This window comes from Magnetococcales bacterium (assembly GCA_015231925.1).
In the GTDB taxonomy this organism is placed as follows: domain Bacteria; phylum Pseudomonadota; class Magnetococcia; order Magnetococcales; family JADGAQ01; genus JADGAQ01.
This window is the reverse complement of the sequence record JADGAQ010000100.1, coordinates 1-14,734: the sequence shown is the minus strand read 5'-3', so window position 1 is coordinate 14,734 and position 14,734 is coordinate 1. Positions and strand designations below refer to the sequence as shown.

Sequence of the window (14,734 nt, the reverse complement as noted above, 5' to 3'; positions counted from 1 at the left end):
AGGGCGCTGCCCTGGACCCGTTGGGGGGGATAATCCCCCCCAAACCCCCGTATACTTGAACAGATACAGAAAAATTACGCATTCCAAAGTAGACGCGGTATAACATATTGAAAGTCCCAGGACACTGCCCCGGACCCGCCGGGGGGATTATCCCCCCGGCCCCCGTATGCATCAGAACGGGATATCGTCGTTGAAGTCGGGCATCTGATTGAACTCGTCCATGGGAGGAGGCGTATTGCCCGGAGCCGCCGCCGGACCGTGGGAGGCCGCCGGGCGATTGCCCCCGGCCGTCGGCGCCCCGCCACCACCCTGATAGGCCCCGCCACCACCCGAATAGGCCCCGCCACCCATGGGCGCCCCCGCCTGACCACCGCCGCTGCGCCCGTCGAGGATGATGAAGGTGCTGCCATCAAAGCCGACCGAGGAGATCACCACCTCCGTGGTATAGCGCTCCTGACCCTGGGCATCGGTCCATTTCCGGGATTGCAGCTTGCCCTCGACATAGATCTTGCTGCCCTTGCGCAGATACTGCTGGGCGACTTCGGCCAGCTTGCCGAAAACCACGACCCGATGCCACTCGGTGCGCTCCTGTTTGGCGCCCTGCTGATCCTTCCAGCTTTCGGTGGTGGCCACGTTGAAATTGGCGATGGGCGCCCCGCTCTGGGTATACCGCACCTCGGGATCGGCCCCGAGATTGCCGATCAACTGGACCTTGTTCAAGGAATAGGCCATCTTTATCCTCCTGATGTCGTCGGAATGCCAATACGATCAAGCCATGACTGGCGAATTTCTTGCAAACTTCATCCAAAACGGGATACGAACGAAAAACACCCGGACCATCGGCCCGGAAAACCTCTTCGACACCTCACGGAGGCATCCCGATCGGGTTAGCGTGACAGAGATACGGCATGAAATCAATTGTTGAAAACGCACTGAACTTTCCTGCGGGAAGCGGATTCTTCTCGCGGAAGACGGGGCTGTTTCAGCTCGGGAAATGGGGCCTGGTCCGGATTATTGCCGGTTTGATGGTGTTGGGCCTCGGGTTCCCCTCCGCCGTCGCCTCTGCGGAAGGCCCCATCCAGGCGGCGATCGCCCTGCCCCAGGACGGGGATCTGATTTACATCCGCAACCTCTGGAATCTGCGCACCCGCCTGAACAAGGCGAGCGGCGGACGGCTGGAGCTGAATCCGGTGTCGAGATGGCGGGCCGGCGGGGAAAACGCCATTCTGGCGGATCTGCTGAAAGGTCAACACCAACTGGCCTTCACCTCCGCCGCCACCCTGGCCAACACCCTGCCCGCTTTTCGCCTGCTGACCCTGCCGTTGCTCTTCCGGGATTTCGAGGAGGTCATCGCCTTCGCCGGATCCCCCCTGGAACAGGCGTTGCGAGCCTCCACCCCGGACAAGGAACTGGTGATCCTCGGCTACGCCTCCTTCGGTTTTTACGGCATTCTGGAGCTGGCCCCCACGGAAAATCCCCCGGATCGGGCCCTCACCCCTCCCTGGAACGGCATGCGGGTGCGCGCCCCGCTGGAACCCTGGTTGCGCCGGATTCACCACAGCCTGGGCATGCGAACCCTGGAACTGCCCGCCCAGGACCTCCCGGAGGCCATGAACGACGGCTGGGTGCAAGGCGTGGCCTCCACCCCGGAACTGCTGGAACGGGCCGGCCTCAGCGCAACCGCCAGCCGGTTCCACACCCTGCGCATTCTGCACGGCTGGATGGTGCTCTACGCCAACCGGAGCTGGCTGGACGGCTTGCCCGCCGACCTCAAGGAACTGGTGATCCGCCTGGCGGAACAGACCTGCCAGGAATCCCTGGCCCGCGCCGGAGAACGGGAAAACAACCTTCTCAAAGCCTGGCGGGCCGCCGGCCATCCGGAACCCCGGGAACCCGAATCGGCCTGGCGCGACCAGGCCCGGAATGACCTTGCCCCCCTGGTGGAACCGGAGATCGAAAATCTGCAAACCGTGTTGCAGAACAATACGTTAAAAGCCCGTTGGCGAACACCGTGAAGAGCCTGTTCCACGGTTCCCGAACCACTGGAGCTAAAATTCATCAAAGTCATTGTTTTTAACTTGACCCCCTGAACGCCAAACAATAGATTGACCCCGAGAGATGACAAACATCGAAATCATGGATGTGGTTTGGGTTGCCAGCTCCTATATGTTGGGCGCTGTGCCCTTTGGCCTTGTGGTGGCCAGACTGGCGGGAGCCGGCGATGTCCGCCGGACGGGCAGCGGTAATATCGGAGCGACCAACGTGTTGCGCACGGCGGGGAAAACCGCCGGAGCGATAACTTTGATGCTGGACATGTTAAAAGGCGCGTTGCCGGTATTGTTATCCGTTGCGGCGAACGGGGCGGAGTCCACCTTGACCGCATGCGTTACCCTGGCTGCATTTTCGGGACACTGTTATCCGGTCTACCTGGGCTTTCGTGGCGGCAAAGGGGTGGCCACCGGATTGGGGGTCTTTCTGGCCTGGACCCCATGGCACGGATTGGGAGCGGTCTTGGCATGGCTTGCAGGAGCGAAATTCTGGAAAATCAGCTCGCTGGGAGGTCTTCTGGCCTTCGGCTCCCTGCCGGTGACCCTGTGGATCTGGCCACCGGCGCCGCTGGCGCCGTTCATCGCCCTGGCGGTGAGCGGAGTGGTCTTCTGGCGGCATCGGGCCAACATCCGACGGCTGTGGCTGGGCACGGAACCGCGCATCGGCGCGACCAAAGAGTCCGGGTCCACCACGGGGTAGGCGCTTCCCGAACCCGGGGAAGAGGCCGATGAATACCGTGTGTTGTCCCGAAAGCCGTTACGATTCGGACAGTTCCGATCCGGTACCCTGGATGCAACTGGCCCTGAGCGCCACCCTCTCCCCCCGGCAGAAGAGACGCTTGCTGAACTGCTTCGGCACCCCGGAAGCCCTGTTCGGCGCTGGACGACAGGCCTTGTCCATCCTGCCGGAAGTGGGACCGGTCCTGGCGGAACGCCTGTGCCGGCCGGTAGCCCCGCAAATCGCCCGGGAGGCCCTCAACCGCCTGGCCAATCTGGGTGGTCGCATGATCCTGCGGGACGATGCCGACTATCCGCCCCCCTTGCGCGAGATCGCCGATCCGCCGCCCTGGCTCTTCGTTCTGGGCAATACCGACCATCTGCACGCCCTGCGCCCCATGGCGGTGGTCGGCACCCGTCAGGCCAGCCCGGACGGGGCGCGCATGGCCTGGCAACTGAGTCTGGAAATGAGCCGTCAGGGCATGACCGTGGTCAGCGGTCTGGCCATCGGCATCGACACCGCCGCCCATCACGGCGCCATCAAGGGCGGCGGCGCCACCGTGGCGGTGCAGGCCACCGGCCTCGACATCGATTATCCCCGCAGCAACATCGCCCTGCGCCAGCGCATTCGCGAACAGGGCTGCCTGATCACCGAAGCCGCCCTCGGCACCCCGCCCCATCCCTATCTCTTCCCGGCCCGCAACCGCATCATCAGCGGCCTCTCCCTGGGGGTCGTGGTGGTCGAAGCCGGGGAACACTCCGGATCCCTGATCACCGCCCGCCTGGCCCTGGAACAGGGACGAACCGTCTTTTCGGTTCCGGGCGTGATCAGCGACCCCCGCACCCGGGGAACCCATCGCTTGTTGCGGGAAGGCGCCAGGTTGCTGGAAAACATCCAGGACATCCTGGAAGAGATGGGATGGCCGAGCCGAAACGACGACGACCCGACCCAGGTGGCCCGGGAAGCGCAACGGGTACTCACCCTGCTGAACAACGGCCCTCTCGACGGCAATACACTGGCACGGGATAGCCGATTGACAGTGGCGGCACTTTCCCGCATTTTACTTCATCTTGAAATGAGCGAGCGCATCGAGCGGCTGCCCGGCCACTTGTACGGACTGCGGCGCCCTGGAATATCGGATTCTACTCAAACAGATTGATAAGCCCGGATTACCATGTCAAATGTCGTCATAGTCGAATCACCCGCAAAAGCAAAAACTATCGAGAAGTTTCTTGGGCCTGGAAATCGTGTCGTGGCCACCTATGGTCATATACGGGATCTGCCAAAGAAAAACGGCTCGGTGGATACCGAACACGGCTTTTTCATGCACTACGAGGTGCCGCGTCAATCGACGCGCCATGTGGAAGCCCTGGTCAAATCCCTGCGCGGCGCCAAGCAGATCCTGCTGGCCACCGACCCGGATCGCGAGGGCGAGGCCATCTCCTGGCATGTGCTGGAGATTTTGCGGGAGCGGGGTTTGCTGGAAAACACCCCGGTTTCCCGGGTGGTGTTTCACGAAATCACCCGAGGGGCCATTCAGGAGGCCATGAGCCACGCCCGGGCGGTGGACATGAACCTGGTCAACGCCCAGCAGGCCCGGCGTGCCCTCGACTATCTGGTGGGTTTCACCCTGAGCCCGCTGTTGTGGCGCAAGGTGCGTCGGGGTTTGTCCGCCGGACGGGTGCAGTCCGTGGCCTTGCGTCTGGTTTGCGAGCGGGAACGGGAGATCGCCGCCTTCCAGGTGCGGGAGTATTGGAGCATCACCTCTCAGGTGAGCCGTCCGAACGAACCCCCGCCTTTCGCCGCCCGGCTGGCGGTTGCCGAAGGGCGCAAGCTCGACCGCTACGACATCCCCGATCAGGCGCGAGCCACGGCTTTGGTCGATGCGGTGCGCGATGCCCCGCTGTTCGTCACCGAGGTGGAGCGCAAGGAGTCGCAGCGCAATCCGGCCCCCCCTTTCATCACCTCCACGCTGCAGCAGGAGGCCTCCCGCAAGCTGGGTTTTTCGGCCAAACGCACCATGGCTCTGGCGCAGCAGCTTTACGAAGGGTTGGAGGTGCCCACCCCGGACGGCGGCAAGGAGGTGGCGGGTCTGATCACCTACATGCGTACCGACTCCGTCAATCTGGCTCAGGAAGCGGTGGCCGCCATGCGGGCGCTGATCACCTCGCGTTACGGCAACGACTTTCTGCCGCGCACGCCCCGGAAATTCAAGTCCTCCGCCAAAAACGCCCAGGAGGCTCACGAGGCCATTCGGCCCACGGAGTGTACCCGTCATCCCGACATGTTGCGCAACGCCCTGAATCTGGATCAGTTGAAGCTCTACGAACTGATCTGGAAGCGCACCATCGCCAGTCAGATGGCCTCGGCCCGCATCGATCAGATGGCGGTCAACCTGGCGGTGGGGCAGGCCAACGCCAAAGCGCCCTATCAGTTCCGCGCCACCGGTTCGGCGGTCGCCTTCCCCGGTTTCATGCGGGTTTATCAGGAGGGCAAGGACGCCGTTTCGGCCCAGGATCGCAACGACGACGAGAGCGAGACCATGTTGCCGCCTTTGGAGGTGGGTCAGGAGTTGCGGCAGCTCGGCATCGAGCCCAAGCAGCACTTCACCGAACCCCCGCCCCGTTATACCGAGGCCACGCTGGTCAAGGCGCTGGAGAACTTCGGCATCGGTCGTCCTTCCACCTATGCGCCCACCATGACCACGTTGCAGGATCGGGGTTATGTGCGGTTGGAGAAGCGGCAGTTCTTCCCGGAAGATGTGGGCTTGGTGGTCAACGATTTTCTGGTGGAGCATTTCCCCCGTTACGTCGATTTCCACTTCACCGCCCATCTGGAGGATGATCTGGACGCGGTTTCCCGTGGGGAGCGCACCTGGGTGCCGTTGCTGGAGGAGTTTTGGAGTCCTTTCCGGGATCAGGTGAAGGAGAAGGAGCAGACCACCCGTCGTTCCGACATCACTTCCGAGGTGATCGACGAGCCGTGTCCGCAGTGTGGCAAGCCGCTTTCCATCAAGCTGGGCAAGTTCGGGCGGTTCAAGGCGTGTACCGGTTTTCCGGAGTGTCGCTTCACCGAGCCGTTGCGCAAGGAGGGTGAAGAGGCCAAGCCGGTGGCGGAGACGGTGTTGTCGGACCGCACCTGCGAAAAGTGCGGCGCGGTCATGGCCATCAAGGAGGGTCGTTACGGCAAGTATCTGGCTTGCACCGGATTTCCCGCCTGTCGCAACATGGCGCCTCTCAAGCCGCCCCAGGATTCGGGGGTGGTTTGTCCGCAGTGTGGCAAGGGCACGTTTTTGGAGAAGAAGTCGCGGTACGGCAAGCTTTTTTACTCCTGTTCCGCCTATCCGGCCTGTCGCAATGCCTTGTGGAACAAGCCGGAGCCCCGGCCCTGTCCCAAGTGCGGTGCGCCTTTCGTGACGGTCAAGGTGACCAAGCGGCGGGGTACGGAGCATGTTTGCGCGGTGGAGGGCTGCGGCTGGTCGGAGGTGGTGCAGGGACCGCAGGCTGCCGCCGAAGCCTGACAAGCCGTTGACTTTCAATCTTCTAAGTATCAAAAAAAGGAAATGTTCTGTCCTTTGACGTTTCTGTTATTATTAATATAGATTTTCAGAAAAGATCTATTAATAATAAAAGGGAAAATAAAAGTCAAAGGATAGAACATTTCCTTTTTTTGATACTTAAAAGATAACATATTGAAAGGCAAAAAATTTAACCCGGGGAGATACCCGTGATCGCTCTTGCGAAAGTCACCACCACGGATGGACAAACCGTCATCCCCTGGGAGGTTCGCGCCGCACTCAAGGTGCAGGAAGGAGACCTTCTGGCCTGGGAACTTTCTGAAAACGGGACCGAGGTCCGGGTTCGCCGGGCGCATCCGCTGGACCAGGAGTATCTGCACGCCGTTGAAGCGGTTTTAAACGAATGGAACAGTCCGGAAGATGAGGAAGCCTTCCGTGACCTGTGAACAGTTCACCGTGGTGCGCGTTCCTTTTCCCTTCACCGACCGGACCGCAGTGAAAAATCGTCCTGCTCTGGTGCTTTCGGATCAAGCGACCTTCAACACACCGCTGGGACACGCGGTTCTGGCCATGATCACCACGACAGGGAACGATTGGCCTTACGACTGTCCCATCACTGACCTGACCTCCGCCGGTCTTCCGGCTCCATCCAAGGTTCGTTTCAAACTGTTCACTCCGGATCTTCAATTGGTTCGGGGTGAACTTGGCCAACTCGGGCCACAGGATCAGGCAATCGTGCGACAAACAATGACTGCGTTGTTCAATACTTCCATAAAAGAGGAGAGTTATTAATATAGACTTTTAAAAGATATTAATAATAATAAAATAAAGTCAAAGGATAGAACATTTCCTTTTTTTGATACTTAAAAGATAACATATTGAAAGTCAACACATTTAAGGCATCTGGCTCTCCGCACCGAACCCCAACACCCGATCGACCTGCTGACGCAAAACCTCGATCCCCTCCCCGTTCAGCGAAGAGGTCGCCACCAGCGGTACCGCAGCCAGACGAAAGGTGGTCTGACACTCCCGTGTCAGCGCCGCAATCGCACTGCGTCGGGCATTGCCCTTCACCTGATCAATCTTGGTCGCCACCGGAATCGTGGCCACCCCGCAATCATCCAGATAACCCGCCAAACCCCGATCCAAATCGGTAATGCCACGACGCAGATCCAGCACCACCACCACCGCCCGCAAAGCACGCCGCTTGCGAAAATACTCCTCCATCAAATGCTGCCAATGACGCCGCTCCGACTCCGCCACCTTGGCAAAACCATACCCCGGCAGATCCACCACCAACCAACGCTCCCCCACCTGAAAAAAATTGATCTGACGGGTGCAACCCGGCGTGCGACTGACCCGAACCAGCGCCTTGCGTTGCAAAAACGCATTGATCAGCGATGACTTGCCCGCATTGGAACGCCCGGCAAAAGCGATTTCCGGCAAATCTTCCGGAGGGAGCTGACTGGCATGCTGCACACCCAGCAAAAAACAGGTTGGAGCGGTCATGGTGGCGGACTTCCGATTGTGGCATAAAAGAAAGAAGACGAAAGGCAAGTATAGGCCTTTGTCGCACCATGCGGAATGGATCGTCCGTAACGATTCAGACCCCTCCACGGTGCAGTACGATCATTTCAACGGCGAAAGGAAAAGTCCCAGGGGTGCCCCCTGGACCCCATGGGGTTGGAAGTCAACAGCGAAAGGAAGAGTCCCAGGGCGCTGCCCTGGACCCGTCGGGGGGGATAATCCCCCCCGAACCCCCGTTATATCGGTATAGCTACCACCGTCCCGAAATCAGACCACTGCACGGTGCAGCATGATCATTTCAACGGCGAAAGGAAAAGTCCCAGGGGTGCCCCCTGGACCCCATGAGGTTGGAAGTCAACAGCAAACGGAAAAGTCCCAGGGCGCTGCCCTGGACCCGTCGGGGGGGATAATCCCCCCCGAACCCCCGTATATCGGAACCGTTACGACCGTCCCGAAAAAAGGGATGTCCGGACAACTGCCTATTAAATAGGCGAAGCTGATTAAATTATGATCATGTCTGCTTTGACTGAGTCTCTTTTTTCATCACCCGAGGTGCGAGCCCAAAAGGCGCTGCTGGTTCTGGCCCCCATGGCCGGCATCACCGATCCGCCCACGCGGCGCATCGCCTACCGGATGGGAGCCAACCTCACCGTTTCGGAGATGGTGGCCTCCCAGGCGTTGTTGCGCGGCACGGCGGAAAGTCTGCGCCTCTCCACGGCGGAGCGCGAGGCCGGTCCGCTGGTGGTGCAGATCGCCGGAGCCGATCCGGAGATGATGGCGGAAGCGGCCCGTCAGGAGGTGCGGCTGGGCGCGGAGATGATCGATATCAACATGGGCTGCCCGGTGCGCAAGATCGTCAAGAGCGGATCGGGCGCGGCCCTGCTGCAAAATCCCCCCTTGGCACGGCGCGTGCTGGAAGCCGTAGCAGAAGCGGTCTCCGTGCCGGTGTCGGTCAAGATCCGCCTGGGCTGGGATTGCGGCCAGCGCACCGGGCTGGAAATCGCTCGCGCCGCCCAGGAGTGTGGTCTGGCCTGGGTCGCGGTACATGGTCGCACCCGTTCCCAGATGTATCAGGGCGAGGCGGATTGGAACGCCATCGGCGAGATCAAAGGGGCACTGTCCATTCCGGTGATCGGCAACGGGGACCTGCGCACCCCGCAGGAGGCTCAGGAACGGCTGCACCAGACCGGAGTGGACGGCCTGATGATTGGTCGGGCCAGTCTGGGGCGACCCTGGATCTTCCGGCGGATTGCCCATTTGTTGAGCACGGGCGCCCTGCTGCCCTCACCACCGGTCGAGGAGCGCATGGCTCTGGCCAGGGAGCATCTGCTGGGGCTGGTCGAATTCTACGGGGAAACCGGTGGGGTTCGTCTGGGACGCAAGCATCTGGCCTGGTACGCCCGAGGGTTGGTGGGGTGTGCGCGTTTTCGCGAACAGGTGCAGCGTCTTTCCAACCTGGAGGAGATGTTGGCCCTGCTGGATGGATTTTTCAGCACCACCCGGGAGAGTCACGCCACGGAAACCGAGCCGGAGGAAATCCCTGCCTTCTAAATCTTTTGACTTTCAATATGCTATCCTTTAAGTATCAAAAAAGGGAAATGTTCTGTCCTTTGACTTTTTCCTTTTGGTATCTGTTCAGGGATTCGGGGGGATTACGGATCCAGCGCCTTGGGGCTCTTTGCTGTTGACCTTCAACCCCATGGGGTCCAGAGGGCACCCCTGGGACTTTTTCTTTCGCCGTTGACACGATCACGCTGTGCAGTGGACTGAATAGTTACTCTTTTTCTACAAAAATAAACAAAACGTCGAAGGATAGAATATTTTCTTTTTTTGATACTTTAAAAGATTAAATATTGAAAGTCAAAAAATGGGAGTACACATGGATCCCCTGTTCAACATGGCCAATCTTTTCGATCAGCTCACCACCGGCTGCATCGCCATGGATGCCAGGGGAATCGTGCGTGCCGCCAACAGCGCCGCCGAAAGACTGCTCGGCAAACCCCGCTCCCGCCTGGAAGGCAGCGCGGTCAGCCGCCTGCTGCCGGGACACCCCGTGGCCCTGGAACTGGTGGAACGGGCCCAGAAGCTGGCCATGCCCTGCCGGGCGCGCAATACCCGCATCCATCCGGGTCCGGAGATCTCCCTGCTGGTCTCCATGACCGCCGCCCCCCTGCTGGGCGAAGAGGGCGGCGCACCACGCGGCGTCCTGCTGCAGATCGAAGAGGTCGGCGAGGCGGAACGCCTGGAAGAGGGCCAACGCCTGCACGATACCCTCGACTCCCTGGGCAATCTGGCCCTGGCCGTGGCCCATGAGGTGAAGAATCCCCTGGCCGGCATTCGCGGCGCCGCCCAGTTGCTGGAAATGGAGAATACCGAAGGCCCCAACGCCGCCTGCACCGCCCTGATCCGCTCGGAAGTGGATCGCATCAGCCGCCTGCTGGACAGCCTGCTGGGCCTCGCCGACGACCACCCCACCCTGGATCAGGAAGTCAACATCCACGAAGTGCTGGACCACGTGATGCGCCTGGCCGGCCACGACGAACCCGAACCCGTGCGGGACTACGATCCCTCCCTGCCCTTCATTCGCGGCGATCGGGACCAGTTGGTGCAGGTCTTTCTCAACCTGGTGCATAACGCCCGGGAAGCGTGCGGTCCCCACGGCGAGGTACGCCTGATGACCCGCATTTCGGAACGCATCCGCCTGGAACAGGGACGGCGCAGCCTGCATGTCATGGTGGAGGTGCGGGACAGCGGTCCCGGCATCCCCGACGAACTGCGCCACCGCATCTTCGTCCCCTTCGTCTCCACCAAACCGAAAGGTATGGGATTGGGTCTCTCCATCTCCCAGAAAATCATCCACAGCCATGCCGGATTGATCGAACTCGACAGTCAGCCGGGGCAGACGGTCTTCCGCGTGCTGCTGCCGGTTCCGCGCGGCAAGGGAAGGTAGGCCGATGGTACGTCCGACGGATCGCCCACAGACCATTCTGGTTGCCGACGACGACCAGGCCATCCGTTTCGTCCTGGAACAGGCCCTGAGCCGCGCCGGCTTCCAGGTGCAGTGTTACGCGGAAGGATGGCAACTGCTGGAAAACCTCGACGCGGGCGATCTGGCCATCGTCGATATCGTCATGCCCTCGGGATCGGGCCTCGACCTGCTGAAACGCATCAAACAGCAAAAGCCCCGCCTGCCGGTCATCGTCATCACCGCGCAAAGCACCCTGCGCAACGCCGTTTCGGCCTTCGAACGGGGCGCTTTCGACTACCTGGCCAAACCCTTCGACATCAACAAACTGGTCAGCCTGGTCAAACGCGCCCTGGAGAGCCTGCAGGAGGCCGGCAGCGCCCGCAGTCGCAAGGAAAACACCGAAACCCTCCTGGCGGCCAGCACCGATCGCTTCGGCGGCTTCATCGGCTCCTCCCGCGCCATGCAGGAGATCTTCCGCACCATCGGCCGCCTCTCCACCTCCGAAATGACGGTGCTGATCCACGGGGAGTCCGGTACCGGCAAGGAGTTGATCGCCAAAGCGGTCCACGCCTACAGTCCACGCCGCAGTCAACCCTTTCTGGCCATCAACATGGGGGCCATTCCCCAGCATCTGATCGAAAGCGAACTCTTCGGCCACGAGAAAGGCGCTTTCACCGGGGCCATCTCCCGACGCATCGGCCACTTCGAACGGGCCAACAACGGCACCCTCTTCCTCGACGAAATCGGCGACATGCCCATGGAGGCGCAAACCCGCCTGCTGCGGGTACTCCAGGAGGGCACCTTCACCCGGGTCGGCGGCTCGGAACACCTGCACGGCAACGTGCGCATCATCGCCGCCACCCACCAGGATCTGCCCGCCGCCATCAGCGCGGGCCGCTTCCGGGAAGATCTCTTCTACCGGCTCAACGTCATCCCCCTGCACGTGCCCTCCCTGCGCTCCCGCCCGGAAGACATCGCCGTGCTGGCGGACCACTTCCTGGCCAAAACCGCCAAAGAGCTTTCCATCCCCCCCAAACGCCTCTCCCACCTGGCCGTGGAGAAGCTCCTGGCCCACCACTGGCCCGGCAACGTGCGCGAACTGGAAAACCTCATCCGCCGCCTGATGGTGCTGGTGCCCGACGACGTGGTCGGCGCCGACTGGATCCGCTTCCCGGAAGAGACCACTCCCGCCGCGCCCCCCGCTTCACGGCGGGAGCAGAGCCCCGCCGCCGTCACCCCGACGCGCACCTCCACCATTCACGACGCCGTCCTCCTGGAAGTGGAAAATCTGTTGCAAAACCACCCCCGGGAAAACCTCTACGACCTCGTGCTGCAACAGGTGGAAGCCGCCCTGCTCCCCCGCATTCTCCAGGAAACCCGGGGCAATCGGCTCAAGGCCGCCGCCCTCCTGGGCATCAATCGCAACACCCTTCGCAAGAAACTTCAGGATATCGAGGCTTCCCCACGCAATTCGTTGCCCGGAAACATTGACAGTGCCTGATGCATTTTCTAGGATGCCAGACGATCCTAATCGGGCGCGAAAGGAACATGGCCATCGACGAACCTCCGCAAATCGGAATGCACTCCGGAATGCGACTGGCAACGGAGCTTGCTTCGGCGGTTCTCATCGGCGGGGCCATGGGCTATGGATTGGATCGGTGGTTGGGAAGCCAACCCTGGATGACCATCCTCTTCTTCTTTTTTGGCATGGCCGCCGGGTTTCTCAACCTCTATCGCGCCGCATACCCGGATCGTGACACACGATCCATCGTGACGGAACATAAGGACCAGAAGTCAGGACGAACGCCGCCATGACCACCGCTCCAATGGAAGCCGCCGCACACGCCGCCCCCAAAATGGATCCCATGCACCATTTCCAGGTGCATAATTACGTGGATATCGTTTTGCCCGGCGGGTTTGACATCTCCATCTCCAATTCGGTTCTGTGGATGTGGATCACCGTCGGCGCCATCTACCTCTTCTTCCACCTCTGCCTGCAAAACACCAAACCGGTGCCGGGGCGGCTTCAAAGTCTGGCGGAAGCGAGCTATCTCTTCCTGAAAGGCCTGGTGGAAGACAACGTCGGCAAAGAGGGTCTGCGCTTCTTCCCGATGATTTTCACCCTCTTCTTCTTCATTCTCTTCTCCAATCTGCTGGGGTTGATTCCGGGTTCCTTCACCACCACCTCCCAGTTGATCGTCACCGGCACCCTGGCCATGGGGGTTTTCCTCTTCTCCACGGGGCTGGGTTTCTACAAACACGGACTGCACTTCTTCGGCTTCTTCGTGCCCCACGGACTGCCCTGGGTGCTGCTGCCCCTGATGGTGCCCATCGAAGTCATCTCCTATCTGGCCCGTCCGGTGTCGTTGTCGGTGCGTCTTTTCGCCAACATGACCGCCGGCCACACCATGCTGGCCGTCTTCTTCTTCTTCACCACCACCCTGCCGTGGTTCGCCGGCTGGCTGCCGTTCGGCCTGTCGGTGGTCTTCAACGGGGTGGAAGTCTTCATCGGCTTCATTCAGGCGTACATTTTCACCATTCTGACCTGCGTCTACATCAACGACGCTTTGCACATGCACTGATTCCGCTAACGATCGCTAACGTCTTTCAGGAGGGATTGCACTTATGGAAAGCCTCGCCGCCTCCCTTATCGGCATGGGTTTGGCCGCAGCCGGTTTCGCCGGTTCCGGTGTTGGGTTGGGTCTCGTGTTCGGTAAGGCCATCGAAGCCATCGCCCGTCAGCCGGGTGCCGAATCCCAGGTCTCCAAGTTCATCTGGATCGGCGCCGCCTTCGTGGAAGCCGTGGCCCTGTACGGTCTGGTCATCGCCTTCATCATCATGGGTAAGGGCTGATCATGATCTCCGTCGCCCATGCCGCCGCCGAACACGCCCAGTCCTCCGGCCTGCCGCAGTTCGACGCCAGCAAATTCAGCTCGGAAATCTTCTGGGCTGTGGTCTCCTTCGTGCTGTTGATGGCCTTGATGAAGAAGTATGTTCTTCCGGCCATCAACGATATCCTGGATGCCCGGGGCAAATCGATTGCCGATGACCTGGACAGTGCCCGGAAGCAGCGCCAGGAAGCCGAAAAGATGCTGGAGGACTACCGGAAAACGCTTGCCACTGCCCGCGATTCCGCTGCCAAAATCATGGAGCAGACCCAGAAGGAGGCCATCGCCCATCGGGAGAATGCCCTCAAGGATCTGGAAGCCGAGTTGACCCGTCGTCAGGAGATGGCTCTTCTGGAGATCAGCCAGGCCAAGAACAAGGCCTTGGAGGAAATTCGGGAGGCTGCTGTCGATGTGGCCATGTTGGCCACGGAAAAGTTGATCGGCAAGGCCGTCACCAAGACCGACGCCAACAAAATGGTGGAAGATGCCATTGTTCAGTTGAAGGAACATGGAGATCGTATCCATTGAGGTGATGCGGGGGTCCGGCTGGCGAGGCGGGATCCCCTCTTTTCTTGTTTCGAGGTTATCGTTTGACGTACAATAAACCTGCTTTTTCGTTTGGAAAGGCAGGTTTGCTTTTTTTTCGGGGTGTAGCGCAGCCTGGTAGCGCATCGGCTTTGGGAGCCGGCGGTCGGAGGTTCAAATCCTCTCACCCCGACCAATCATCCGGATCTTTTCTGTCCGTTGCGGCAATCGCGGTGGTTCGTCCGAGTAAAGATCCTTCAAACCATTCCACGCGCCCGTAGCTCAAAGGATAGAGCAGCGGCCTTCTAAGCCGTTGGTTGCAGGTTCGACTCCTGCCGGGCGCGCCAGGCCCCCTTCTTTGACGTTCAATATGTTTCCTTTAAGTATCAAAAAAAGGAAATGTTTTGACTTTTTTATTAATATTTTTGTAACTATACCGCATTAATTTTGGAATGCGTAATTTTTCCATAACTATTCAGGATCCCGCACAGCGCGATATGACGAAGTCAACGGCGAAAGGAAAAGTCCCAGGGCGCTGCCCTG

Annotated in this window: 15 protein-coding genes and 2 tRNA genes; 15 read left to right on the top strand and 2 right to left on the bottom strand. The window is 60.4% G+C overall.

All coding sequences use genetic code 11. From position 1 onward, the window contains the following. Nucleotides 1-171 precede the first annotated feature (171 nt). Nucleotides 172-732, bottom strand: a complete 561-nt coding sequence (ssb, locus tag HQL56_11835; GenBank protein MBF0310207.1) for a single-stranded DNA-binding protein — start codon at nt 730-732, stop codon at nt 172-174. A gap of 176 nt (nt 733-908) precedes the next feature. Here ssb and dctP point away from each other — a divergent pair, with 176 nt between their 5' ends. The 6 genes from dctP (at nt 909) to HQL56_11805 (ending at nt 7,075) form a co-directional block, all read left to right on the top strand. After that, the gene (gene dctP, locus HQL56_11830; GenBank protein MBF0310206.1) at nt 909-2,015 is read left to right on the top strand and encodes a TRAP transporter substrate-binding protein DctP; all 1,107 of its coding nucleotides are present in this window, start codon (nt 909-911) and stop codon (nt 2,013-2,015) included. Between the two features lie 103 nt (nt 2,016-2,118). Beyond that, nucleotides 2,119-2,748, top strand: a complete 630-nt coding sequence (gene plsY / locus HQL56_11825; GenBank protein ID MBF0310205.1) for a glycerol-3-phosphate 1-O-acyltransferase PlsY — start codon at nt 2,119-2,121, stop codon at nt 2,746-2,748. 28 nt (nt 2,749-2,776) lie between these two features. Then, nucleotides 2,777-3,925, top strand: a complete 1,149-nt coding sequence (gene dprA / locus HQL56_11820) for a DNA-protecting protein DprA (protein MBF0310204.1) — start codon at nt 2,777-2,779, stop codon at nt 3,923-3,925. Nucleotides 3,926-3,940: 15 nt separating this feature from the next. Continuing rightward, a complete protein-coding gene (gene topA / locus HQL56_11815; GenBank protein MBF0310203.1) occupies nt 3,941-6,286 on the top strand; it encodes a type I DNA topoisomerase in 2,346 nt (781 codons plus the stop codon). A 206-nt stretch (nt 6,287-6,492) separates the two neighbouring features. Beyond that, nucleotides 6,493-6,729, top strand: a complete 237-nt coding sequence (locus HQL56_11810; protein MBF0310202.1) for an AbrB/MazE/SpoVT family DNA-binding domain-containing protein — start codon at nt 6,493-6,495, stop codon at nt 6,727-6,729. Then, nucleotides 6,719-7,075 carry a type II toxin-antitoxin system PemK/MazF family toxin gene (locus HQL56_11805; protein ID MBF0310201.1) on the top strand — a complete coding sequence of 119 codons (357 nt, stop codon included), beginning with the start codon at nt 6,719-6,721 and terminating at the stop codon, nt 7,073-7,075. The genes HQL56_11810 and HQL56_11805 overlap by 11 nt, the downstream gene beginning before the upstream one ends. 102 nt (nt 7,076-7,177) lie before the next feature. Here the strand turns inward: HQL56_11805 and HQL56_11800 are convergent, their stop codons facing one another. Next, the gene (locus HQL56_11800) at nt 7,178-7,792 is read right to left on the bottom strand and encodes a YihA family ribosome biogenesis GTP-binding protein (GenBank protein ID MBF0310200.1); all 615 of its coding nucleotides are present in this window, start codon (nt 7,790-7,792) and stop codon (nt 7,178-7,180) included. Nucleotides 7,793-8,323: 531 nt separating this feature from the next. Between HQL56_11800 and dusB the strand changes: the two genes are divergently transcribed. The 9 genes from dusB (at nt 8,324) to HQL56_11755 (ending at nt 14,538) form a co-directional block, all read left to right on the top strand. Next, a complete protein-coding gene (gene dusB / locus HQL56_11795) occupies nt 8,324-9,361 on the top strand; it encodes a tRNA dihydrouridine synthase DusB (GenBank protein MBF0310199.1) in 1,038 nt (345 codons plus the stop codon). A gap of 328 nt (nt 9,362-9,689) precedes the next feature. Then, a complete protein-coding gene (locus HQL56_11790; GenBank protein MBF0310198.1) occupies nt 9,690-10,760 on the top strand; it encodes a PAS domain-containing protein in 1,071 nt (356 codons plus the stop codon). A 4-nt stretch (nt 10,761-10,764) separates the two neighbouring features. Further along, nucleotides 10,765-12,279 carry a nitrogen regulation protein NR(I) gene (ntrC, locus tag HQL56_11785; GenBank protein MBF0310197.1) on the top strand — a complete coding sequence of 505 codons (1,515 nt, stop codon included), beginning with the start codon at nt 10,765-10,767 and terminating at the stop codon, nt 12,277-12,279. 47 nt (nt 12,280-12,326) lie between these two features. After that, entirely contained in the window at nt 12,327-12,593 is a 267-nt protein-coding gene (locus tag HQL56_11780; GenBank protein MBF0310196.1) for an AtpZ/AtpI family protein, read from the top strand. A gap of 41 nt (nt 12,594-12,634) precedes the next feature. Next, on the top strand, nt 12,635-13,360 hold the full coding sequence (locus HQL56_11775) for a F0F1 ATP synthase subunit A (protein ID MBF0310195.1): 726 nt from the start codon (nt 12,635-12,637) through the stop codon (nt 13,358-13,360). Between the two features lie 43 nt (nt 13,361-13,403). After that, on the top strand, nt 13,404-13,631 hold the full coding sequence (gene atpE, locus HQL56_11770; protein MBF0310194.1) for an ATP synthase F0 subunit C: 228 nt from the start codon (nt 13,404-13,406) through the stop codon (nt 13,629-13,631). Nucleotides 13,632-13,633: 2 nt separating this feature from the next. Then, entirely contained in the window at nt 13,634-14,194 is a 561-nt protein-coding gene (atpF, locus tag HQL56_11765) for a F0F1 ATP synthase subunit B (protein MBF0310193.1), read from the top strand. A gap of 116 nt (nt 14,195-14,310) precedes the next feature. Continuing rightward, a tRNA-Pro gene (locus tag HQL56_11760) sits at nt 14,311-14,387 on the top strand. A 75-nt stretch (nt 14,388-14,462) separates the two neighbouring features. After that, nucleotides 14,463-14,538, top strand: a tRNA-Arg gene (locus HQL56_11755). The last annotated feature ends 196 nt before the right edge of the window (nt 14,539-14,734 follow it).

What these genes read in the sequence shown, in the direction of transcription:
- ssb (MBF0310207.1), bottom strand. Translation starts at nt 732, where the DNA reads ATGGCCTATTCCTTGAACAAGGTCCAGTTGATCGGCAATCTCGGGGCC.
- dctP (MBF0310206.1), top strand. Translation starts at nt 909, where the DNA reads ATGAAATCAATTGTTGAAAACGCACTGAACTTTCCTGCGGGAAGCGGA.
- plsY (MBF0310205.1), top strand. Translation starts at nt 2,119, where the DNA reads ATGACAAACATCGAAATCATGGATGTGGTTTGGGTTGCCAGCTCCTAT.
- dprA (MBF0310204.1), top strand. Translation starts at nt 2,777, where the DNA reads ATGAATACCGTGTGTTGTCCCGAAAGCCGTTACGATTCGGACAGTTCC.
- topA (MBF0310203.1), top strand. Translation starts at nt 3,941, where the DNA reads ATGTCAAATGTCGTCATAGTCGAATCACCCGCAAAAGCAAAAACTATC.
- HQL56_11800 (MBF0310200.1), bottom strand. Translation starts at nt 7,792, where the DNA reads ATGACCGCTCCAACCTGTTTTTTGCTGGGTGTGCAGCATGCCAGTCAG.
- dusB (MBF0310199.1), top strand. Translation starts at nt 8,324, where the DNA reads ATGTCTGCTTTGACTGAGTCTCTTTTTTCATCACCCGAGGTGCGAGCC.
- HQL56_11790 (MBF0310198.1), top strand. Translation starts at nt 9,690, where the DNA reads ATGGATCCCCTGTTCAACATGGCCAATCTTTTCGATCAGCTCACCACC.
- ntrC (MBF0310197.1), top strand. Translation starts at nt 10,765, where the DNA reads ATGGTACGTCCGACGGATCGCCCACAGACCATTCTGGTTGCCGACGAC.
- HQL56_11780 (MBF0310196.1), top strand. Translation starts at nt 12,327, where the DNA reads ATGGCCATCGACGAACCTCCGCAAATCGGAATGCACTCCGGAATGCGA.
- HQL56_11775 (MBF0310195.1), top strand. Translation starts at nt 12,635, where the DNA reads ATGGATCCCATGCACCATTTCCAGGTGCATAATTACGTGGATATCGTT.
- atpE (MBF0310194.1), top strand. Translation starts at nt 13,404, where the DNA reads ATGGAAAGCCTCGCCGCCTCCCTTATCGGCATGGGTTTGGCCGCAGCC.
- atpF (MBF0310193.1), top strand. Translation starts at nt 13,634, where the DNA reads ATGATCTCCGTCGCCCATGCCGCCGCCGAACACGCCCAGTCCTCCGGC.